Origin of the sequence: uncultured Methanobrevibacter sp., assembly GCF_902764455.1 — an archaeon.
GTDB lineage: Archaea > Methanobacteriota > Methanobacteria > Methanobacteriales > Methanobacteriaceae > Methanocatella.
Map to the genome: position 1 here is coordinate 67105 of NZ_CACWVY010000003.1, position 21935 is coordinate 89039.

Below are 21935 nucleotides of genomic sequence, written 5' to 3' on the forward strand. Positions count from 1 at the left end.
TATGGATCTCCTAGCAACACTTGATAATGATTTAAGAATTTTGATTTACATAATAATCATTGTTATTTCAACAACAATCATAACAAGACTGATTTCATATTTAATGAAAAAAAGAGAGCGGTTTAATCGAGATATGACTGCAGCATACCTGGCAAAAGACCTTGTAACCTATGCAATATATTTTGTTGCATTAATGTATATTTTAAGCTTCTTTGGAGTAAACCTTACCGGAACATTATTGAGTTTAGGTATTGTAGGTATTGCAGTGAGTTTTGCAGCAAAAGATATTATTTCCAATTTATTTTCGGGAATCATATTAATTCTTGGAAAAAGCATTAAAGTTGGAGACAGTCTTGAAATTGATGGTCTGAAAGGAACTATTGAGAGTATTTCCCTTAGATCAACTGTTATCGTTGATAATTTAGGAGTAAAAATTCATATTCCCAACTCCACATTAACAAATAATCCATATAATGAATTTAAATCCAATGAACTACGACGGGTTGATTTATATATCGGATTGCCGTTATCTGTTGATGTTGAAGACTTTAAAGAATATATTATTAAGAAAATTGTAACTTATGATACAATAGACAATACTATAGGACCTTATATTTTTGTAAATGAAACCAGTTTTATACAAGTCAAACTTAAAGTATCCTTTTGGGTAAAAGATTATGACAGTGATGATAGGTGGAAGTTAATAATCTCTGCTAGAGATAAATATAAAGTAATAATAACCAACGATATTAGAAAATATATAGTTATGATGGGTGAAAAAAAATGAGTAGTTCAATACAAGAAGAAATTTTAAGATTAAAAGAAGAAAAAAATGCTATAATATTAGCACACAATTATCAGCCTAAAGAAATTCAGGAAATTGCCGACTTTCTTGGAGATTCATTAGAATTATGTATAAAAGCATCCGAAATTGAAGACAAGGATTTAGTAATATTCTGTGGCGTTGATTTCATGGCAGAAACTGCTTTTATATTAAATCCTGATAAAAAGATTGTTATTCCAAATTTAGAAGCTGAATGTCCTATGGCACATATGCTTCCAGAGGAAGTATTGCTCGAAGCTAAAAAAGAACATCCTGATGCAGGAGTTATTCTTTATGTAAACAGTATTGCCGAGGCCAAACAGCATGCAGATACATTATGTACTTCAGCAAATGCTGTTAAAGTTGCAGAAAGCTTGCCTCATGATAAAATCCTATTTGGACCTGATAAAAACCTTGGAACCCATGTAGCTGAAAAATTAGACAAGGAAATCATTCCTGTTCCAAAAGACGGACACTGTTACGTTCACAGATTATTCCATGTAGAAGATGTTGAACTTAAAAGAGAACAATACCCTAATGCAGAAGTAATCTGCCACCCGGAATGTGATATTAAAGTTCAAAAAGCCTGCGATAAAGTAATGTCAACAGGAGGAATGTTAAGATACATTGCTGAAAGTGACAAAGAAGAATTTATTATAGGAACTGAAATTGATATGATTACCAGAATCAATGCAGAAGTTCCTGGCAAAAAGTTATATCCTCTTCTTGAAGGGGCAATTTGTAACACAATGAAATTACACACCTTAGAAAAAGTAAGAGATGCATTAATCAACGAAGATCCTCAAATTGTTTTACCAAAAGAAGTTGCAGACAACTCCAGAAAAGCTGTCGAACACATGTTAAATGCTAGTTAAACTAGCATTAACAACTTATTTTTTAAACTGACTTATAAATGAAATTAATTCAGGTTCGATAGTAACATAATCATCCTGATTGAAATAATAATCTTCTCTTTCATCATCATATGTTAACACAATGGAATCCTTAACAAATTCTTTAAATGGAGCCATATCCAAATCAGAGTCAAAATAATTTTTATTTGTTCCAATAAACATTGATTTAGCTTTAATGTTAGACAACTTATCTACAACATTATATTCACTATCACAATTATTTCTGAATTTGAAATCATATAAATCTATAAACAAACATTCATCCATGAACTCATCAAATATTGATGAAAGATGATAATTTTCAATTTTATCGAATACCTTTTTAGATGCAGAATGAGCGAATAATAATGAATTTATAGCAACTAACGCTTTATTCATTGAAATGCCATAGTCTTCACAGTCATTATCAGCTGCCTCTATTATATTTTCAAAAGTTTTAGATAAAATAAATTTATAACCTGAAAGTTTTGCACAGCTGTTTAAAATAAAAATAAATTCCATCTCCTCAGGATATTCACAGGCCCAGGTCAATGCCTGAAATCCGCCAATACCTTCACCAAGCAGGCCCAAAACTTTGTTAATATTGAATTTCTCTGATAAAAATTGTCTTATAAAATTTACCCCATCCAAACAGGAATATATTGGAAAATCATCATTTAATCCTGTAGAAGACGGAGAACAAGAGCCCGGTATCCCTAATGAATGAACTGAAATAAAATAAAATTCCTCTGGAAAATCACTATTCTCCATAACATATTCCCTGGAACTTGATATAAATGAATAGGTTCCTTGAAATGTACGGAAAAACAATATTACATTGATTATATTACCTTCATCATCATATTTTGGAGTTCCAAAAGCTTCATATTCAACATCCACATTTTCAAGAACTCTGCCATAACTAAATTCAAAAGAATCCATTACATAATTACGAGTTTCATAAACTACCATATCCCAACACTCCTAACGGCACTCAACGCAATAATATTTAAATTCTCATAACCTACATGATTTATCAAAAAAATATGAAAAAGAAAATTTCATTGTTTAAACTCCTCTAAAAATTCTAAAAGAACGTCAGTAGCTATAGAATAATCATCTTCAGAAGTGTGATATTCTTTTGAATCAAAAATATGTATTTTAAGATTTTCAATTTTACCTTTTAAAGGATATATGTCATATTCCGGAGGATGATAAATATCCTCAGAAAAACTGATAATTAACGTTTTTGCTTTGATATTTTCCAATTTTTCTTCAACATCATATACTAAAACCGCATCATTTCTAAATTTAAAATCATAGATATCAACAAATAGTCCCTGATCAACAAAATCATCCATCAAAACATCAATCTCATCACGAGACATGTTTTGAAATACTTGTTTAGAAAAGTTATTCGAATACATTAATCTGTTGATTGAAATCATGACTCTAAATAATGATTCACTATAATTATCATCATAATATGCATCCGCCGAATCAATCATTGCATCCATAATCTTAGATGAAACATATCTATAACCATTTGTTTTATAAGAGCTAGATCCTAAAATTATGAAGTCCATTTCATCCGGATATTCGCATGCCCAAGTATATACTTCATATCCTCCAACTCCACTTCCTGCAATACCAAGAACATGTGTAATGTTGAACTTTTCAGCCAAAAATTGTCTTTTAAAATTTACACAGTCTTTTATCGAATATTGTGGGAAATCATACTTCAACTTGGATACAGATGGAGAACAGGATTCTGGAAATCCTAATGATGTAATGGAAATATAGAAAAATCCATAATCTGATAAAGCACCATTATTGCCAATTAATTGATATAAATCATCTATAGAAGCATGATTACCATTAAATTTATGACAATAAATAACTGCATTGACTATATTACCTTCATCATCATATTTTGGAGTTCCGCGAGTTGTATATTCAACCTGCACACCTTTAAGAGTTCTACCATATTCAAATTCAAACTCATTTAAAATATACTTTCCATAACCAAGTTCCGAATTTTCAATTTTCATATGTCTCATTAGAAAATATAATTTGATTCATATATAAAATTGACTGAAATATATTTTTACAACACACGAACAATCTAATGCAAAAAATCACATATCCTCTAAAAAACTTGAAAGAAATATATTCATTTCAATCTCTTCACGCGCAATAAAGTCGTCAATTCTCATTTTAGCGACATCACTTTGAAATGGATATAATTTTTCATTAAAATACATTTTAATTTTGAAAATATCTCCACAAATTTCAGTTTTTTCCGATAACTCACTATTTAGAAATTCCATTTGATTTAAAGACAAACCTGAAACTGAATATTCAATGAAATACTTTCCAGATTCCACACCATAATCAACAATTTCAACTATCATCAAAAATCACTCATGAATTCTTTAAGCTCATAGGAAATATTTTCAAGTTCATTAAAACACAAATGACCCAATTCAGAGTCCATAACTATCAATTCAGAATTTTTAATCATTTCAGACATTGGTATGCCGTCAAGTTCCGGCGGAAAATGAGGATCCTGTTTGCATGAAACAATCAAAACTTTCGATTTGATTTTATCCAAATCATCCTCAACATTATATTCCATACTAGCTTTATTGCAGTATTTTAAATCATAAATGTCAGTTTCAATCATTTCATTTCCAAAATCTTCAAACTCAATACTTAACTCTTCATTAGTTTTGCTTCTTAAGGCTTCCTTTGAAAGACCGAAGTTAAATTCTGCCAGACATGCAATTCTTAAAGTTCTGATTAGTGAATAAGTTAATTCACCTTTAGCATAATCAGGATCAGATTCAATAATCTCATCAACGAATCTTGAAAGAATGAAATCATGACCTGCAACCTTATAACTGCTTACTCCACAGATTATGAAATCCTGAAAATCAGGATATTCAATAGCTTGAGTTAAACCTACAAAACCCCCCATAGAATTACCAATCAAGCCCAAAACATGTGCAATATCAAATTTTTCAGCCAAAAATTGTTTCTGAAAATTAACAACATCAACAATTGAATATTTTGGGAAATTATTTTTAAGGCCAGTTAATGAAGGAGAACATGACCCTGATGAACCTAAAGCGGTTAAACTAATAAAAAAATATTTATTGGCATCAAATGGACAATTTTCAAATGTTAATGGTAAAATCTTATTGATGCCGCTGAAATTTCCAAGAGACCCTGAACAATAAAGAATTGCATTGCTGATTCTTCCATTCTCATCATATTTGGGAGTTCCAAATGTCATGTATTCAACTTTTACATCATTTAACACTTTACCATTTTGAAATTTAAATGAATCCATTATAAACTGCTTTTTTTCATTTTCAAAGAATTCGTCATCAAAAATATTAATGCCCCCATTAAAAATTGATAATTAATAATTATTTTAAAAACAAATTATTTAAAGTAATCTAAACAATGTTATTGTGATGAAATATAAAATTTTAGAAAAACCCAATAGCAATGATGCATATGACCTTGTTCATGAAGCTTTAAGAAAAAGAGCGACAATAACAATATTTGCCTGCTGTAAAGTCAATTATGAAGGCCGTGCATTAAGTGAATTAAACTGGGGAGAGCGAATCATTATGATAAAACCTGATGGTGCATTTTTAATCCATCAGGAAAAGAAAGTAGAACCTGTTAACTGGCAGCCTCCAAAATCAAAAACAAGAGCATACATTAAAAATGAAAATTTATTCTTGGAAAGCCACAGAAGAACTCCTAAAGAGTTATTAACCGTCGAAATAAGACAAATCCAATTTATCAATTACGCCAATATCGAAGATTTTGAAGAACTAGAACAGGCAGGATATGAAAAGGACATGGGCGATATGATTATGGACAAACCTCATATGATTGAAGAGGGATTTACTCCAACTGCCAGAGAATATAGTGTTGAACACGGATTTATTGATATTTTAGGAAAAGACAGCGACAATAATTTAATGATTTTAGAGCTGAAAGCACGTAAAGCAGGCGTAAGTGCAGTAAAACAACTCAAAAGATATCTTTTAGATTTTGAAAATACAGAAAATGATTATCTTAAAGAATGCCAATCACAAAAGAAAAAAATCCGAGGATTGCTTGTGGCACCGTCAATTATGGATGATGCACTTGAAATGATTGAGGAAGAGGGCATTGAATTTGTTTCAATCGAACCTCCTCGTGAGTTAAAAAGAGATAAAAAGGTAACATTAGACGCATTTTAGTCTAATGCATCTTCAATTTTTTTCAATTCATTTTCATAGAACTTTTTAGTGAAATCATTGGCAGGAGTTGAAGTTGTTACATGGCAGTCTTTTTGCAATTTATAAATCAGATACTCCTCCCCCTCAAGAGGAAGGGTACTGTCATCATCCAATAATTCCAGATTATCCAATTCAGAAAGGATATTATCGTATTCTTCAGCTTCAAGAGAAACAACATCATCCAACTCCATTTCCTGGACTTTAGGATTCAATTGCATTGCAATAGCTACAAATCCGTTAACTTTTTTATCAGAAATTGAAAATTCTGTGTTTCTAATTTCCTCCATTGAAAATTTAACATGATCAATAGTATTTTTAGTAGCTGGAATCTCACTAGATAAACCAATCTGATTTATTTCATAGCTGTTTTTCCAATCTCCAATTTTATAAACTGCATAATTTATATCATTAACATTAATGTTTTTTTCATCAACCATTTTATCACGACATTATAGAATATATTTTTATATAAATAAAAACATTATTATAAATATACATTAATTTATTATAAATGTAAATTCAATGGAGGTTAATTTGTGAAAAAATGTCCTGAATGTGGAAATCCTAGTTATGATGGTGCTCCAGTTTGTGGAAATTGCGGATATAACTTTCCCAAACCTAAAGTTAAAGCTCGCAGAAAGGATAGCATCTTTGAAAATGAACAAAGTTTTGCTCCTAAAAAAGAAAGCACAATCAGTATGGATCCAAAAGTTGATGCTTCAAAAAATAAAAATACGGAGAAAAAACCTTCCGGAGAACAAAGTACACTTGACATCATTAAAGAAAAAAAGCTCATTATAGGAATCATATTGCTTATTACTTTAATTGTAATTTGTGGAATTGTCCTTACAGGATCACATGATAAATCTACTCAAAGTTCCAGCAGTTTACTTGAATATAATGCTAATAACTTTGCTTTTAAATACCCTGAAAATTGGGAAAGGACAAATCTCAGTGACGCAGAACATGGCGACGCCATATTTTTCAAAGATGAAAATAATACACTTATAGAATATTATAATATCACAAGCAGTGCTAGTTCCCTGCAAGAGATTAATCAGCAAAGGATTAGTAATGCACTATTTGCAGGAGATATGGTTGAGCTTCTTGACAATAAAACAATAGATGGCACAAATGCATCAAATTTCATTGTCAAAAATGCTGATGGAAACTTCACAAGATATGTTTCTGTGCTAAATGATGGCAAATTGTATGTATTCAAAGTAACTGGAGATTCTATTGACTCTTTAAAAACCAATAGCATCGAGACAGTTATTAATTCCGCAGACATTATTTAAGTATGATTAATTTCATACTTACCTTTCTTATTTTAATAGGATTATTATGACAAAACTTAAGCTTGCTCTTTGTCAGATGAATGTAATCGATGATAAAGAAGCGAATCTAAAAAATGCTAGGCTACTGATAAGCAAAGCCTGTAAAAATGCTGATTTTATTATTTTACCCGAAATGTTTAACTGCCCTTATTCCAATGAGAAATTCATTGAATATTGTGAAAGGGAAGATGAGAGTTTTACGTTAAATAAAATATCTTCACTTGCAAGAAATAATAACGTTTACATTTTAGCAGGTTCCATCCCCGAAAAGGAAAATGAAAATTTATACAATACCTCCTATCTTTTCAACAAAGAGGGAGAAATTATAGCTAAACACAGAAAGATGCATCTTTTTGACATTGACGTTAAAGATCAAATTACATTTAAAGAGTCAGATGTTTTAACTGCAGGAAATGAATTTACAGTTGTTGAAACAGAATTTGGAAAGATAGGCATTGGAATATGTTATGACATTCGTTTTCCAGAACTTGCAAGAATTATGGTTGAAAATGGAGCATTAATCCTATTTTATCCTGGTGCATTTAATATGACAACCGGACCAGCACATTGGGAGCTTCTTTTTAGGTCAAGGGCTTTGGATAATCAGGTTTATTGTGTTGGAGTGGCACCTGCATTAAATAAAGAGGCATCATATCACAGTTTCGGCCATTCCATAATAACAAATCCCTGGGGAGAAGTTATAGCCGAAGCAGGTACAGAAGAAGAAATAATATTTGGTGAAATTGATTTAAATGAAATAAAAAGAGTAAGAGAAGAACTTCCACTTTTAAAGAATAAAAGAGAAAATCTCTACGAAGTTAAAAAAATATAACTATTTTAATTTAGCCAATCTTTTCTCAAAGTAAGCTAATTTTTTATCATTGTCTGCAAATACTTCAATTGCAGTCTCAATGACTCTAACCTCATTGTCATAATCATTGGATTTTCTGTAAAGAACACATAATCTTTTATATGGAGCATCTTTAGGCATTTTTGCTTCAACATATTTTTCATATTCTTTAATAGCTTTTTGAAGATTGGTTTTTTCCATTTCTTTAATTGTGCTCATAGGAATAACATTAACAATAGATTCTCCAGAAGCTTTAGCTTTTTGTCTTTTTTGAGCCTTTTTAATTGCTTTATTACAAGATTTTTTGAAGTCCTTATCATCTTCAGTTTTTCTTGCCTTTTTGATTAAGTCAATTGATTCATCAGTTGCAATATCACCCAATGCTTGAATTGCAGCGAGTTTAACACCCCAGTCCTCATCTTCAAGACATTTTGCAATGGTATCCAATTCTTCTTCAGCCTGAAGTTCACCTAAAGAACGTACAGCAACTTTTCTAACACCAAAATCATCATCTTCAGTTGCTTTAACAAAATATGGAATAACTTTTTTATCACCTGTTTCTTTAAGTGCAAATGCTAAAAAACGTTTATCCTTACCTTCTGCATTTTCAAATTCATCGATTAATTTATCAACAGCCACATCACCCATACTACCTAAAATTTCAGCTGCTTTAAATCTTACCTGTGCATTATCATCAGTAGTAGCTTTAATTAATGGTTCAATAGCATCCTCATCAGTAATTCCAACTAATGATTCGATAGCTTCTTTTCTAACTTTAACATCATCATCTGATAAATTGTTAATAGCTTCTTCAAAACTTAAATTAGACATGATATTAAATTAGTTTTCAAGTAATATATAACATTAACATTAACATTTTGAGATTTCAATTCTTATGATACATTCCATATTAAAAAAATAGATTGAAAAATAAATGAGTGAACGTTAATGTAAAATTCAGTTAATATGTTAATAAAAAAAGTAAAATAAATAAGAGAAAAATCTCTTATTTAAATAGCAGTCCAACCACCGTCAATACAGATTAATTGTCCTGTACAGAAACTAGATGCATCAGATGCAAGGTAAATTGCAATACCATCTAATTCACCAGGTTTACCTAATCTACCTGCAGGACAGTATGCTGCAATAAGGTCCATAAATCCATCCATTTCAATGGAGTCAACAGTTAATTCTGTTTCAAATACAGCAGGACCAATTGCGTTAACGGTAATATTGTATTTTGCCCATTCAACAGCTAAGTTTTTGGTTAAGTTCATTACTCCACCTTTAGCTGAGGAGTATGCACTAATTCCTCCACCAGGGAAGATTACTCTTGAGTGAATTGAACCGATGTTGATGATTTTACCATATTCTTGTTCAATCATTATTTCTCCAACAGCTTTACACATGTAGTATACACCGCTCAAGTCAATGTGAATGTGTCTTTCCCATTCTTCATTAGTTTGATCGGTAACCATTTTGTTGTTTCCCATACCTGCTGCGTTAACCAAAATGTCAATTCTACCGTAAGCATCCATAACTTTTGCAACAGCTGCGGTGATACTGTCATAGTCTCCAACATCACATACAGCGTACATTACATCAGTACCGAATTCTTTTTCGATTTCAGCGACATTTTCTTAGAGTCTTTCTTCTCTTCTAGCAAATAATGCTAATTTTGCACCTTGGCTTGCATATGCTTGAGCAATTTGCCAACCAAGACCTGAGGAAGCACCAGTAATAAGTGCAACTTTATCTTTAATATCAAAATAGTTTTTCATTTTTATACCACCTAGGCATGAGCCTATGTTTATATTATTTGTAAAATCTAACTATTTAATAATTATTATTAAAAAAATTCGTAAATATCCAAACTAACTTAATTAAATTTCAAAGCCAAGTAAATATTATTCAAAATTTAAAATAACACTTCTCTTGAAAATTAATATAAATACAAGAACATATTATAAATAATAAAAACAGAGGAATGTAAAATGATTGAAGAACAGACAAAAAGCTATTCCAAAAAGCAAATTTTTAAAACTTTGCATCCATGGGTTAGAACTTGGTTTAATTCAAATTTTGAAGATTTCACACCAGCTCAGAAAAAAGCAATCATTGACATTCACAAAAAAAACAATATTCTAATATCATCACCAACCGGTTCTGGAAAAACATTGACAGCGTTTCTATCAGTTATAAGCGATTTAACAAGGTTGGCCGAGAAAGATCAGCTGGAAGATAAAGTATACTGCATTTACATTTCACCGCTAAAAGCACTAGACAATGATATTGAAAAAAATTTGGATGAACCATTAAACGGCATTGAAAAAATAGCTGGAAAAGAATTAGGAATTAGAAAAGCCGTCAGAACAGGAGATACATCACAATATCAAAGACAAAAAATGCTTAAAAAGCCACCACACATCCTTATTACAACTCCCGAAACATTATCCATTTTACTCGTAGCTCCCAAATTCAGAGAAAAATTAAGTCACGTAAAATATGTAATCATTGATGAAATCCATTCACTTGCTGAAAATAAAAGAGGAGTGCATTTAAGCCTATCTCTAGAAAGACTGCAACATTTGATTGGACAATACACACGTATCGGCTTATCAGCAACTGTCAGTCCACTTGAAGAAGTTGCTAAATTTCTTGTAGGATACGAATATGGAGTGGAGCGAAACTGCAAAATAGTTAATATAAACTATTTAAAAGAACTTGATATGGAAGTAATGTGTCCTGTAAGCGATATCGTGCTGGCCGACGAGGAAGATACGAAACTCGGAATGTATGACCTGTTGGATGATTTGATTTGGGAAAACAAAACCACATTAATATTTACAAATACCCGTAGCGGAACAGAACGTTTTGTTTATAATTTAAAGAAAATGTATCCCATGCATTACAACAATTCAAACATAATGGCTCACCATTCTTCACTATCAAAAGAAGTGCGTTTGGAAACAGAAAACAAGTTGAAGGAAGGAAAATTAAAAGCAGTTGTTTCTTCAACATCACTGGAACTTGGAATTGATATAGGATACATTGATTTGGTTGTTTTAATAAACTCCCCAAAATCCGTTGCAAGAGCCCTTCAAAGAATTGGGCGTAGCGGGCACAAATTACATGAAAAATCAAGAGGAAAAATAATTGTTACAGACCGTGACGATTTGGTTGAATGTTCCGTGCTTTTAAAAAATGCAAAAGAAGGCAAAATTGACAAAATTTCAATCCCCAAAAACTGTTTAGACGTCCTGGCACAGCACATTTACGGAATGAGCATTGAAAATCCATGGGATATTGACTATGCATATGATGTAATCCGCAAAAGTTACTGCTACAAAGACCTCTCAAGAGATGATTATGAAGATGTTTTAAGTTATATGGCAGGAGAATATCCTGAACTCGAAGAGAGATATGTTTATGCAAAAATCTGGATTGACTATGAAGAAAACACATTTGGAAAGCGTGGAAAACTAGCCAGAATGCTTTATTCAACAAATATTGGAACAATACCTGATTCTTCAGGAGTTCTTGTCAAATGTGATGGAGAAACCGTTGGAAAAATTGAAGAGACATTTATGGAAAGACTGAAAAAAGGAGATACTTTTGTTCTGGGAGGCAGAACTTTCAGATTCAACTACGGAAAAGGAATGACAATTAATGTAAGTCCTGCAAGCGGACCCCCAACAATCCCTTCATGGTTTTCACAGCAACTCCCGCTAGCTTTTGATTTGGCAATGGACATCCAACAATTTAGAGACCATATGGATTCTAGATTCCAATACAGAAGAAGCAAAGAGGAAATTATGGAATTCATTCATGAATATTTATATGTTGATGATTTTGCAGCCAATTCAATTTATGAATACTTTATTGAACAGTTTAAATACGCCCAAATTCCAACAAAACGAAGATTATTAATTGAATATTATAAAGGATTTGGCGGAAGACGTTTTGTAATATTCCATTCTTTATTCGGAAGAAAGGTGAACGATGCACTGTCAAGAGCCGTTGCTTATATTGTTGCTCAAAAATACAATATGAACATTACAATCTCAATTTCAGACAATGGATTTTATTTAAGTTCTGACGGAAAAATCGGAGGTTTAGAATCATTCCGTGAGATTACACCGGAGAATTTTGAAACAATATTGACAAATGCATTAAATAAAACAGAAACACTGGCTTCAAGATTCAGACACTGTGCCGGAAGATCATTGATGACCCTTAGAAGATACAAAGGAGAATCCAAATCTGTAGGCAGACAGCAGGTTCGGGGAAAAATCCTTTTGAAATTTGTTCAGGACATGGATGATGACTTTTCAATTCTAAAAGAGGCGAGAAGGGAAGCGCTTGAAGATTATATGGACATTAAAAATGCATTAAAAATAATTGAAATGATTGACAGGGAAGAAATGGAAATAAAAACTATAAATACTGTTATTCCAAGTCCTTTTGCATTTAATCTAGTTTCACAAGGATATCTTGATGTTTTAAACCAAAATGATAAGGGAGAATTTACAAAAAGGATGCATCAGGCAATACTTGATCAAATTAAAGACAAATTAAAAGATATCTACTAATAAGTAAATACTTATATAAACAACATTAAATAATCATAATGAAAGGTGATACTGTGACTAAATGGAAAGTTGTAATTATCGGATTTATATTGGCAGTAATTGTAAAAGCCTTTTTCGCAAGATATGAATTTATAGGATTACTGATTGTGGGATTCATTACAGGTTATATTGCCCATTCCGGAATGCTTGGAGGCCTTTGGAATGCCGCTGTTGCAGGAGCATTTGGTACAATTGTTTCCGCAATACTATTTGTCCTAGCTACAACTATAGGAGGTAGTTTCCTCGGAATATTTGGAGGTTTAACAGGATTTACAATTTCTGGAATTTCAAGCATCTTCCTAGTTATAGGAGATTTAATCTACTATGCAATAGTCATGGGAATTACAGGAGCCATCGGAGGGGCAATTGCTTCTAAAAATGATAATTAAGTTTTTGGAGATATAAAATGAAATACGATTTGGGCATAAATATTAAAGCATTAGTATTTGGAACCGCAATAGCGGCTGCATTTATACTATTTGGATTCCAATACAATGATTGGTTATACGCATTTTCAGCACTAGGACTATTATACGCAGGATACGGACAAGACAATATTAAAGCAGGTACCCTAATGGGTGCACTTGCATCAACAATTATTGTAATTTTGGCATTGGAAGGATATATGGGGAAATTTGATGGATTTTTCGCAACTGAAACCGGAATCCTAATTGTTACAATAGCCATCATTTTAGTAGGTGCACTTGTAGGTTTTGTTGGTGCATGGACAAAAAGAAGTCGTGAAAAAGCAAAAATAGAATATGAAAAACAGCAAAAAATAGGTAAAAATAAAAAGAAAAACAAAAAATAATAACAAATTTATGTTATTATTTTTTCTAATTCATCTCTTTCTATTCCTCTTTTAATTTCAACAGCCACTCTTCTACCCATACTCATTGGTTTGCCGTAAGTCAGGTAGGAGTAAGGAGAACCATCCATAAATGTATTTGTTCCACCATCAGTTCTTGCACTAATTTCGAAACAAATTACTTCCAAATTATCATTTACAAGTGTTTGCATACAGAATGGACCATTTAAACCAGGAGCAACTAATTTTTTAGCACTTTCAGTTAATTTATCAGCAATATCAAATACTTGAGGAAGTAATGATTCACGAATTACTGCAGGGTGATTACCAGTTACAACATAAGATGGGCTTAAATCAATGTCCAATTGATCTTTTGCAGGCATTCTTACAAATCCGTCAATACTGGATTCGTATCTTGTGTCCATACCCATTAATTCAACAGTATCATCAAGTGCGGAGTAGAAATAGTGTATACAGTAATTACAACCTGAAACATATTCTTCAATATGTGCTGCTTCAACATCACTGTCTTCTAACCAGCCACGTGCTTTCATGGCATCAATTTTTGCATCAAATTCTTCAGTGGATGATGCTACAAAGTAACCTCTTCCACCTCTTGCGCCTGGGAACTTAACCATTACAGGCCTGTCAATTTCGGAAGGGTCATTGTATTTGAAAGGAATTCTCACATCTCCTTCTACAAGCAATGCTCTTTCTTTGTCCCTTTCAGCTTCCCATCTAAGCACATCCCTGTTTCCAAACATCGGTACATTGAATTTATCTTCAACGTTGTCAAGTCCTGCATATGCCACAAAGGATCCGTGAGGGATTACGATTGCATTCATATCTCTAAGCTGTTGTTGAACCTCCTCATTTACAATATCCTTGAATTCATCAACGATAATGTATTCATCGGCAACATTAAATCTTTGATATGGAATTTCTCTTCCTTTTTGACAGACAATAGCTGTTCTAAAACCTTCTTCTTTAGCACCTTGCAAAATATGTAAAGAAGTGTGGCTTCCAAGGGTTGCTATTGTTATATTTTCCTTGTCATAACCAGCCAAAATATCCAAAATATCTTCTTTTTTAACTTCTCCCATTATATCTTCTCCTAAAAGAATGATAATATTATATATATTTTATCGAATTTATAATATTTTTTATTTGATAACATTAAAAATAATGAAAAACAAATAATTATTTGAATTTAATAGGATAAGATAAAATGTTAATCGGTTTAATTTCAGATACCCATATACCAGATAGAGCAAAGCAACTACCCCAAAATGTGCTCGATGCATTTAGCAATGTTGATTTAATATTACACGCAGGAGATTTGACTTCTCTTGAAGTTATTGAAGAATTAGAAGAAATAGCTCCAGTGATGGCAGTTCAGGGAAATATGGATAGAGTCGGTGGAATTAAACTACCTAAAGCAAAAATAGTTGAAGCTGAAGGGCTTAAAATTGGAATAGTTCATGGAGAAGTATATCCCAGAGGAGACACCCAGCAACTGGTATACCTTGCAAAGGAACTGGGCGCAGACATTTTAGTTTCAGGCCATTCACATCAACCAAAAATAGAACAAACCGACGGAGTGCTGTTAATCAATCCAGGAAGTCCAATTGTTCCTAGACTTGCAGACAGAACAGTAATGCTACTTGAAATCAATAATAAAGAAGTGGATGTTGAAATTGTTAAAATTGGAGCTCCGGTTTGCAGCGCACTTGACTTTGACAAATTTAAGAGGGATTAAAATGGGAAGCAAATGGCAAATGGAAAAACACAATGACCCCTATTATAAAAAAGCTAAAAAGGAAGATTATCGCTCACGTGCATCATATAAACTTAAACAGCTGGATAAAAAATTCAAATTGTTAAAGGAAGGAAACACAGTTGTTGACCTTGGAGCCGCACCAGGAGGATGGTCACAGGTTGCTCTTGAAAAGGTAGGTGAAGAGGGAATAGTAGTCGGAGTCGATTTAAACAGATTTAAGAAATTCCATGAAGAGAACTACTATGGAATTAGAGGAGATTTTACAACACCAGAAGTGCAGGAAAAGATTATGGAAATCATTGGAGGGAAAGCAGATGTGGTAATGTCTGACGCATCACCTTCATTATCCGGAATAAAAAATATCGACCAGTTAAGGTCAATTGATTTAACAAACACAGTAATCGAAATAGCAGAAAATATACTGGAGCGCAAAGGAAACCTTGTTATGAAAGTTTTTCAGGGTCCCGAATATAAAGCCATGTTAGATTCACTTAAAGGCAAATTCAGGAAAGTTAAAACAACAAAACCTGCATCATCCCGTAAAAAAAGTTCTGAAATGTATGTTGTAGGACTGGAATATAAAGGTAAAAAAAATAGAAAAGAAAAATAATTTTATAATTTATTATATGCATCAGTAGCCGCTTTGAGTTTCTCTTTAGCAAAATCGATTCTACTATCTACTTCATTAGACGGCTTATTAGCATCCAATGCACTTTGAACATTTTCAATAGCCGAGTTTGCTCTTGACAACTCTATTTTAGCATCATTATATTTTTTAACATCATCAGTACCGCCAGAATAATAAGTGGCTTTGATACTGTCAAATTGCATTGACAGATTACTGTATGATGATTTCAACCCTGCAAGTTCATCATATTGTGTACCTGAGGATATTTCATTTGTGATACCTGATGAAACCGCGCTATAACCCACATAAGCTACAACTATGATTGTTGCAACTACCATAATAATTCCAACGACAGAAATTAACATAGAAGTAGATTTAAATAAGCTTAATCTTGATTTCCTCATAATAACCTCATTTTAAAAATTAATTTTCTAATTAACTATTAGATATATAGATTTTAATATATATTTTTTACTTATCACATGCTCTCTTACAATATTTTTTTAAGTGATGAAATATTAATTAAATTATAATGAATTCTACTACTAAATCTCAAACATCAATTATAAAATTCGAAGAATTTTTTGCGACATCATATAAGGATGACGTATTCGAAATACTTGAAACATATCCGGATGAGCGATCACTTACTGTAGATTACAATCAGCTTGAAATGTTTGATCCTGACCTTGCGGATTTGTTAATAGATAAACCTGAAGAAGTTATTGAAGCTGCTCAAATAGCAATAAAAAACATCGACCCCCTTGTAAAGGATGCTGATATCAATATTCGTTTTGAGAATATGACCAATATCATACCTTTAAAGACATTGTTGAGTAAGTATATTGGAACATTTGTTGCAGCAGACGGAATTGTAAGAAAAACAGATGAAATCAGACCACGTATTGAGACTGGAGTATTCGAATGTAGAGGATGTATGAGATTACACGAAGTAGAGCAAAGTTCTGGAAATAGAATCATTGAACCTTCATTGTGTAGTGAATGTGGTGGAAGATCATTCAGATTGCTTCAGGAAGAATCAAAATACATTGATACCCAAACAGCAAGAATGCAAGAACCTTTGGAAAATTTATCCGGAGGAACCGAACCGAAACAAATGCTGATGGTTTTAGAGGATGATTTAGTAGACCAGTTAAATCCCGGAGACAAAGTAAGAATTACTGGAACATTAAAGACATTTAGGGAAGAAAGAAGTGGTAAATTTAAAAATTACATCTACGTTAATCACATTGAACCATTAGAACAGGAATTTGAAGAGCTGCAACTTTCCGAAGAAGATGAAGAGAAAATTATAGAATTATCAAAAGATCCTCATATTTATGACAAAATCATTAAATCGACTGCACCTTCAATTAGAGGGTACAGGGAAGTAAAGGAAGCAATTGCCCTGCAACTGTTTGGAGGAGCTGCAAAACAGCTTGAAGATGAAACAAAATTAAGGGGAGACATCCACATTCTTATTGTTGGGGACCCTGGTATCGGTAAATCCCAGATACTGAAATATGTTTCAAGATTAGCGCCAAGAAGTATCTATACAAGTGGTAAAGGTACAACAGGTGCTGGGTTAACTGCAGCAGCAGTTAGAGACGAACTTGGCGGATGGTCATTAGAAGCAGGAGCATTGGTTCTTGGAGACCAAGGTAACGTATGTGTTGACGAGCTCGATAAAATGAGGTCTGAAGACAGATCCGCACTTCACGAGGCATTGGAACAACAGACAGTAAGTATTGCAAAAGCAGGAATTATGGCAACATTGAATTCCAGATGTTCCGTTCTTGCAGCGGCAAACCCTAAATTCGGAAGATTCGACAGGTTTAAAGTTCTTGCAGAACAAATTGATTTGCCTGCACCAATTATTTCTCGTTTTGATTTGATATTTGTAATTGAAGATAAACCAAGTGTTGAAGGAGATTCAAAATTAGCAGAACACATTTTGAAAATACACCAGTCAAATACTGTTGATTATGAAATTGAACCTGAACTCCTTAGAAAATATATTGCTTATGCCCGTAAAAATGTAAATCCTGTTTTAACTGATGAAGCTAATGAAATTTTAAGAGAATTCTATGTCAGTACAAGGAACAGCAATAAAGAAGAACAGGCACCAGTACCTATTACCGCAAGGCAACTGGAAGCGATTATTCGTTTATCAGAAGCAAGTGCAAAAATTAAACTTAAGGATACTGTAGATAAAGAAGATGCTGAAAAAGCTGTTAAACTGCAAATGGCCTGTCTTAAAGAAGTAGGAGTAGATCCAGAAACTGGAGAAATCGATATCGAAGTCATGGAAGGAAGAACACCTACATCCGAAAGGGAAAAAATGCAAAGAGTCATGGAAGAAATTGGTCTTTTAGAAGAAGAATACGGCGATCAGGCACCGCTTAATGTTTTAATATCCAACATGGCTGAAAAATACGACATGAGTGAAGAAAAAGTCAATGCATTTGTCAGAAACTTAAATCAAAAAGGATTAATTTATATTCCATCAACAGGATATCTTAAGCGTGCTTAAGATTTCCACCATTATTTTTTTATTTTTTTCACACAAATTAAATCACCACCCTAAATTAACAATACATTAATAAAGGATTAAAACCAAATTTAATATATTATACTTATACTGATTTTTATAGGAGAGATAACATGGATAAATACGAAGATTTATTAGAAAGAGCAATAGACCAATTACCTCCTGAAGTATTTGAACATAAAAGATTCAAAATCCCTAAAGCTTATTCAGATATCCAAGGTAATAGAACCTTTATTAAAAACTTTAAAGATGTTGCAGAAGGTTTAAACAGAGACCCTCAACATTTATTAAAATTCTTAATGAGAGAATTAGGTACTGCAGGAAATATTGAAGGTCAAAGAGCAATTTTACAAGGTAAATTTACCCATTACTTAATCAATGAAAGAATTGAAGATTATGTAGACAAATACGTAATTTGCCACGAATGTAACAGACCAGATACTAGAATTATAAGAGAAGGTAGAATATTCTTGCTTAAATGTGCTGCATGCGGTGCAACAGCACCTTTAAAATCATTATAATTCTACTTTTTTTATTTTATTTTTTATTGATAGCATGTTTTGTCCAGAGTGCGGAAGTACAGATAAGGAAATGGTTGGCGATATCTGTATCGATTGTTTTTTAAAGGAATTTCAAATGATTGAACTTCCCAAACGTATCAAAGTACAAATATGCAGCCACTGTAACAGTAAACTCGAAGAAGGGAAATGGAGTGAAGAATTTATTCCCGAAGAAGAGATTATCTACCGAGCACTTGAGAGAAACATAAAAATTGCTGATGAAGTTTCAAATGAAATCATTAATCTTGAAATAGACAACATCAAAGGAACAATTGCAGACTGCTATGTCGAAGTTGTTGGAGAGGTTCATGGAGTGGAGATTGAAGAAACCCATGATACTCAAGTTAAAATCCAAAAAACAGTTTGTCCAAGCTGCAGCAAAATACAATCCGGATACTATGAAACCGTAGTACAGTTTAGAGCAGATAACAGAGAAATAAAATCTGAAGAATATGCCAAAGCGGACGAAGTAGTTGAAAGAACATTAATAAAGCAGTCAAAATCCGATAAACTTGCATATTGCCCTCAAATAGCTAAACTTAAAGAAGGCTACGACTATTATATCGGTTCATTTAAATCCGGCAAAAAAGTAGCCGAAGCACTGAAAGAAGAATTTGGAGGAATCATAAAGGAATCTCCAAGACTGATTAGTGAAGATAAGTCCACTGGAAAAGGACTTTACCGAATCTGGATTTCTGTAAGAATTCCCGAATTTGAAATCAGTGATTTTATCAGATATGACAATAAAATAATGCAAGTAACCAGCATCAGCAAAAATAGCCTTGTTGGAGTCGAAATTTCAACAAATAAAAAACACAATATCCCTATGAAAAATATGGAAGATATTGAACTTGTTAAAAAATCCGATGAAATTGAAACTGCAACTGTAATCTCAAAATCTCCACAGTTCATACAAATTTTAGATCCGGTTGATTATTCTGCAGTTGATTTAGATATGAAAGAAGAGTACTCTGGAATTAATGTCGGAGAAGAAGTAAAACTCATCAGAATTGACAATAACATTTATTTATTAAATTAAGTGATAAAATGAATATTGAAGAAAAAATTCAGTTAATCGAGGAAGGAACTCTAGAAATTATAGATACCGAAGAATTAAAAGAAGTTCTTGAAAAAGACCAACCGGTAGCTTATACTGGTTATGAACCTTCCGGTAAAATCCATTTGGGTCATGCAGTGACTGTACAAAAATTAAAACAGTTACAGAAGTTAGGATTTAAAATTAAAATCCTTTTAGCAGATTACCACGCATTTTTAAATGGAAAAGGAACAGTTGAAGAAATAGCCGAAACAGCAGAATACAACAAAAAATGTTTCCAGGCTTTAGGTCTTGACGAAACAACAGAATTCGTCTTAGGATCATCATTCCAGCTTGAAGGAGATTATACTGATAAAGTTTACCAATTAGCTACAATGACCACTTTAAAAAGAGCAAGAAGAAGTATGGATCAGGTAAGTCGTGCAGACGACAATCCTAAAGTGGCAAGCGTAATTTATCCTATTATGCAAACTGTAGACATGGCAGCATTAGGTGTTGATATTGCACTTGGAGGAATGGAACAGAGAAAAATTCAAATGTTGGCACGTGAAAACTTAGAAAGAATAGGTGAAAATGTGCCTGTTTGTATTCATACCCCATTACTGCACGGTCTTGACGGCGATGCAAAAATGTCTTCAAGTAAAGGAAACTACATCGCAGTGGATGATTCCGTTGAAGAAATCACCAAAAAAATCAAGAAAAGCTTCTGTCCGCAAGGAGAAGTTGAAGGCAATCCAATGATAGAAATAGCTGAAACCTTCGTATTTACCAATCAAGATACTTTACTTATTAAAAGACCTGAAAAGTTCGGTGGAGACATCGAATTAACTCACGATGAATTAATCAAAGACTTTAGTGAAGGTAATTTACATCCAATGGATTTAAAAAATGGAATTAAAGATTTCTTAATTGAATTCTTTGCTCCTGTAAGAGAATACATGGAGGAAAACTAAATGGTTGAAGAAAAAGAAGAATATGAAATGGGCTTGCCAAATGGTGTTGGTGAACAAATGCTCGCACACGCTTTTGAAAAATTCGACATCAAATTAGAGCAAACCGAATTCGGACCTAAATTAATAGGCGAATATGATGAGCTTGTAAAAGCAAGAGAATTTCTTGAAAATGCCATTCGTGAAAGATTAAAAGAATTATCCGGAGAATAGATTTCTCCACATACTTTATTTTTTGAACTTGAATATTACTATTTAATATATTATCCAACAATAATCATTACAAAAATACAGCAAACACTTTTTTTCTAAAATAACCATTATCCGAGTATTTTCATATTATTTAACTAATTTTAGAAAGATTCATCACTTTATAATACATTTTATTAAATACATCTTTTTACATTTTTATCAAATCTACTTTACTTTTTAAACCTATTTTAAAAAAGTTCAAATAGATTTTATATCAATAATTTTTTTAGTAAAAATTAGAAAAATCAAATAAAATACTAAAAAACCCCATATAATCTATTTTTTAAAATAAATATTATTTTTAACTGCTATTTTAAAAAAATAAGGAAAAATAATAAACATATAACACCCCCCATAATATAAAAAAATATCAACCTTACTTGAAAAATCAACCCCTTTTATATACTATAAAAAATTACTTTTAATTAACTGTAGGTGATTGTATGAAACGATTTACAAAAATGGAATATGAAAGTCCAGACGACATGGTTTTTGGATTTGCAAAACATCC

The 21935-nt window shown here is 32.3% G+C and carries 23 protein-coding genes and 1 pseudogene; 15 read left to right on the forward strand and 9 right to left on the reverse strand.

The window, feature by feature from the left end; all coding sequences use genetic code 11:
• Nucleotide 1: 1 nt before the first annotated feature.
• Nucleotides 2-787: a mechanosensitive ion channel family protein gene (locus QZU75_RS01450; RefSeq protein WP_296881170.1), complete on the forward strand. Its 786-nt coding sequence runs from the start codon at nt 2-4 to the stop codon at nt 785-787.
• A complete protein-coding gene (gene nadA / locus QZU75_RS01455; RefSeq protein ID WP_296881171.1) occupies nt 784-1698 on the forward strand; it encodes a quinolinate synthase NadA in 915 nt (304 codons plus the stop codon). The genes QZU75_RS01450 and nadA overlap by 4 nt, the downstream gene beginning before the upstream one ends.
• Nucleotides 1699-1713: 15 nt before the next feature.
• Here nadA and QZU75_RS01460 read toward each other — a convergent pair whose 3' ends face one another.
• From QZU75_RS01460 to QZU75_RS01475, 4 genes are all read right to left on the reverse strand, one after another.
• Entirely contained in the window at nt 1714-2688 is a 975-nt protein-coding gene (locus tag QZU75_RS01460) for a hypothetical protein (protein ID WP_296881172.1), read from the reverse strand.
• Between the two features lie 89 nt (nt 2689-2777).
• Nucleotides 2778-3776: an alpha/beta fold hydrolase gene (locus tag QZU75_RS01465; protein ID WP_296881173.1), complete on the reverse strand. Its 999-nt coding sequence runs from the start codon at nt 3774-3776 to the stop codon at nt 2778-2780.
• Between the two features lie 78 nt (nt 3777-3854).
• On the reverse strand, nt 3855-4130 hold the full coding sequence (locus tag QZU75_RS01470; RefSeq protein WP_296881174.1) for a DUF5750 family protein: 276 nt from the start codon (nt 4128-4130) through the stop codon (nt 3855-3857).
• Nucleotides 4130-5071 (reverse strand): alpha/beta fold hydrolase, encoded by a 942-nt coding sequence (locus QZU75_RS01475; protein WP_296881175.1) that lies wholly within the window; start codon nt 5069-5071, stop codon nt 4130-4132. The genes QZU75_RS01470 and QZU75_RS01475 overlap by 1 nt, the downstream gene beginning before the upstream one ends.
• A gap of 127 nt (nt 5072-5198) precedes the next feature.
• On the opposite strand from QZU75_RS01475, the gene nucS reads away from it, so the two are divergent.
• A complete protein-coding gene (nucS, locus tag QZU75_RS01480; protein ID WP_296881176.1) occupies nt 5199-5981 on the forward strand; it encodes an endonuclease NucS in 783 nt (260 codons plus the stop codon).
• Here the strand turns inward: nucS and QZU75_RS01485 are convergent.
• Nucleotides 5978-6457 carry a hypothetical protein gene (locus QZU75_RS01485; RefSeq protein WP_296881177.1) on the reverse strand — a complete coding sequence of 160 codons (480 nt, stop codon included), beginning with the start codon at nt 6455-6457 and terminating at the stop codon, nt 5978-5980. The genes nucS and QZU75_RS01485 overlap by 4 nt on opposite strands.
• A 99-nt stretch (nt 6458-6556) precedes the next feature.
• Here QZU75_RS01485 and QZU75_RS01490 point away from each other — a divergent pair, with 99 nt between their 5' ends.
• A complete protein-coding gene (locus QZU75_RS01490) occupies nt 6557-7318 on the forward strand; it encodes a PsbP-related protein (RefSeq protein ID WP_296881178.1) in 762 nt (253 codons plus the stop codon).
• Between the two features lie 46 nt (nt 7319-7364).
• Complete coding sequence (locus QZU75_RS01495; RefSeq protein WP_296881179.1) at nt 7365-8189, forward strand: carbon-nitrogen hydrolase family protein; 825 nt, start codon at nt 7365-7367, stop codon at nt 8187-8189.
• Here QZU75_RS01495 and QZU75_RS01500 read toward each other — a convergent pair whose 3' ends face one another.
• Complete coding sequence (locus QZU75_RS01500) at nt 8190-9038, reverse strand: HEAT repeat domain-containing protein (protein ID WP_296881180.1); 849 nt, start codon at nt 9036-9038, stop codon at nt 8190-8192.
• A 179-nt stretch (nt 9039-9217) separates the two neighbouring features.
• Nucleotides 9218-9988 (reverse strand): annotated as a pseudogene (locus QZU75_RS01505) (SDR family NAD(P)-dependent oxidoreductase).
• Nucleotides 9989-10201: 213 nt separating this feature from the next.
• Between QZU75_RS01505 and QZU75_RS01510 the strand changes: the two are divergent.
• From QZU75_RS01510 to QZU75_RS01520, 3 genes are read left to right on the forward strand one after another with little or no spacing between them, the layout of a single operon-like run.
• Complete coding sequence (locus tag QZU75_RS01510) at nt 10202-12799, forward strand: ATP-dependent helicase (RefSeq protein WP_296881181.1); 2598 nt, start codon at nt 10202-10204, stop codon at nt 12797-12799.
• Nucleotides 12800-12852: 53 nt separating this feature from the next.
• Nucleotides 12853-13227, forward strand: a complete 375-nt coding sequence (locus QZU75_RS01515; RefSeq protein ID WP_296881182.1) for a DUF5518 domain-containing protein — start codon at nt 12853-12855, stop codon at nt 13225-13227.
• A 17-nt stretch (nt 13228-13244) separates the two neighbouring features.
• Nucleotides 13245-13649: a hypothetical protein gene (locus tag QZU75_RS01520; RefSeq protein WP_296881183.1), complete on the forward strand. Its 405-nt coding sequence runs from the start codon at nt 13245-13247 to the stop codon at nt 13647-13649.
• An 8-nt stretch (nt 13650-13657) separates the two neighbouring features.
• Here QZU75_RS01520 and QZU75_RS01525 read toward each other — a convergent pair whose 3' ends face one another.
• Complete coding sequence (locus tag QZU75_RS01525; protein ID WP_296881184.1) at nt 13658-14749, reverse strand: formate--phosphoribosylaminoimidazolecarboxamide ligase; 1092 nt, start codon at nt 14747-14749, stop codon at nt 13658-13660.
• 125 nt (nt 14750-14874) lie between these two features.
• On the opposite strand from QZU75_RS01525, the gene QZU75_RS01530 reads away from it, so the two are divergent.
• Together QZU75_RS01530 and QZU75_RS01535 are read left to right on the forward strand one after the other, a co-directional pair.
• Nucleotides 14875-15405 (forward strand): metallophosphoesterase, encoded by a 531-nt coding sequence (locus QZU75_RS01530; protein WP_296881185.1) that lies wholly within the window; start codon nt 14875-14877, stop codon nt 15403-15405.
• Between the two features lies 1 nt (nt 15406).
• Nucleotides 15407-16036, forward strand: a complete 630-nt coding sequence (locus QZU75_RS01535) for an RlmE family RNA methyltransferase (protein WP_296881186.1) — start codon at nt 15407-15409, stop codon at nt 16034-16036.
• Between the two features lie 2 nt (nt 16037-16038).
• On the opposite strand, the gene QZU75_RS01540 is transcribed toward QZU75_RS01535, so the two are convergent.
• The gene (locus QZU75_RS01540; protein WP_296881187.1) at nt 16039-16458 is read right to left on the reverse strand and encodes a hypothetical protein; all 420 of its coding nucleotides are present in this window, start codon (nt 16456-16458) and stop codon (nt 16039-16041) included.
• Nucleotides 16459-16586: 128 nt separating this feature from the next.
• Here QZU75_RS01540 and mcm point away from each other — a divergent pair, with 128 nt between their 5' ends.
• The 5 genes from mcm to QZU75_RS01565 all read left to right on the forward strand — a co-directional run bounded on the left by mcm (nt 16587) and on the right by QZU75_RS01565 (nt 21385).
• Nucleotides 16587-18587 carry a minichromosome maintenance protein MCM gene (gene mcm, locus QZU75_RS01545; protein ID WP_296881188.1) on the forward strand — a complete coding sequence of 667 codons (2001 nt, stop codon included), beginning with the start codon at nt 16587-16589 and terminating at the stop codon, nt 18585-18587.
• 131 nt (nt 18588-18718) lie between these two features.
• Complete coding sequence (locus QZU75_RS01550; RefSeq protein ID WP_067040760.1) at nt 18719-19126, forward strand: translation initiation factor IF-2 subunit beta; 408 nt, start codon at nt 18719-18721, stop codon at nt 19124-19126.
• 34 nt (nt 19127-19160) lie between these two features.
• Nucleotides 19161-20204 (forward strand): 60S ribosomal export protein NMD3, encoded by a 1044-nt coding sequence (locus QZU75_RS01555; RefSeq protein WP_296881189.1) that lies wholly within the window; start codon nt 19161-19163, stop codon nt 20202-20204.
• Nucleotides 20205-20212: 8 nt separating this feature from the next.
• Nucleotides 20213-21175, forward strand: a complete 963-nt coding sequence (locus QZU75_RS01560) for a tyrosine--tRNA ligase (protein WP_296881190.1) — start codon at nt 20213-20215, stop codon at nt 21173-21175.
• A complete protein-coding gene (locus QZU75_RS01565) occupies nt 21176-21385 on the forward strand; it encodes a hypothetical protein (RefSeq protein ID WP_296881191.1) in 210 nt (69 codons plus the stop codon).
• Nucleotides 21386-21935 lie beyond the last annotated feature (550 nt).

Coding starts and splice junctions, on each gene's coding strand:
- QZU75_RS01565 (WP_296881191.1), top strand. CDS start 21,176: ATGGTTGAAGAAAAAGAAGAATATGAAATGGGCTTGCCAAATGGTGTT.
- nucS (WP_296881176.1), top strand. CDS start 5,199: ATGAAATATAAAATTTTAGAAAAACCCAATAGCAATGATGCATATGAC.
- QZU75_RS01495 (WP_296881179.1), top strand. CDS start 7,365: ATGACAAAACTTAAGCTTGCTCTTTGTCAGATGAATGTAATCGATGAT.
- QZU75_RS01535 (WP_296881186.1), top strand. CDS start 15,407: ATGGGAAGCAAATGGCAAATGGAAAAACACAATGACCCCTATTATAAA.
- QZU75_RS01450 (WP_296881170.1), top strand. CDS start 2: ATGGATCTCCTAGCAACACTTGATAATGATTTAAGAATTTTGATTTAC.
- QZU75_RS01525 (WP_296881184.1), bottom strand. CDS start 14,749: ATGGGAGAAGTTAAAAAAGAAGATATTTTGGATATTTTGGCTGGTTAT.
- QZU75_RS01470 (WP_296881174.1), bottom strand. CDS start 4,130: ATGATAGTTGAAATTGTTGATTATGGTGTGGAATCTGGAAAGTATTTC.
- QZU75_RS01540 (WP_296881187.1), bottom strand. CDS start 16,458: ATGAGGAAATCAAGATTAAGCTTATTTAAATCTACTTCTATGTTAATT.
- QZU75_RS01530 (WP_296881185.1), top strand. CDS start 14,875: ATGTTAATCGGTTTAATTTCAGATACCCATATACCAGATAGAGCAAAG.
- QZU75_RS01510 (WP_296881181.1), top strand. CDS start 10,202: ATGATTGAAGAACAGACAAAAAGCTATTCCAAAAAGCAAATTTTTAAA.
- QZU75_RS01460 (WP_296881172.1), bottom strand. CDS start 2,688: ATGGTAGTTTATGAAACTCGTAATTATGTAATGGATTCTTTTGAATTT.
- QZU75_RS01500 (WP_296881180.1), bottom strand. CDS start 9,038: ATGTCTAATTTAAGTTTTGAAGAAGCTATTAACAATTTATCAGATGAT.
- mcm (WP_296881188.1), top strand. CDS start 16,587: ATGAATTCTACTACTAAATCTCAAACATCAATTATAAAATTCGAAGAA.
- nadA (WP_296881171.1), top strand. CDS start 784: ATGAGTAGTTCAATACAAGAAGAAATTTTAAGATTAAAAGAAGAAAAA.
- QZU75_RS01550 (WP_067040760.1), top strand. CDS start 18,719: ATGGATAAATACGAAGATTTATTAGAAAGAGCAATAGACCAATTACCT.
- QZU75_RS01475 (WP_296881175.1), bottom strand. CDS start 5,071: ATGGATTCATTTAAATTTCAAAATGGTAAAGTGTTAAATGATGTAAAA.
- QZU75_RS01485 (WP_296881177.1), bottom strand. CDS start 6,457: ATGGTTGATGAAAAAAACATTAATGTTAATGATATAAATTATGCAGTT.
- QZU75_RS01555 (WP_296881189.1), top strand. CDS start 19,161: ATGTTTTGTCCAGAGTGCGGAAGTACAGATAAGGAAATGGTTGGCGAT.
- QZU75_RS01465 (WP_296881173.1), bottom strand. CDS start 3,776: ATGAGACATATGAAAATTGAAAATTCGGAACTTGGTTATGGAAAGTAT.
- QZU75_RS01520 (WP_296881183.1), top strand. CDS start 13,245: ATGAAATACGATTTGGGCATAAATATTAAAGCATTAGTATTTGGAACC.
- QZU75_RS01560 (WP_296881190.1), top strand. CDS start 20,213: ATGAATATTGAAGAAAAAATTCAGTTAATCGAGGAAGGAACTCTAGAA.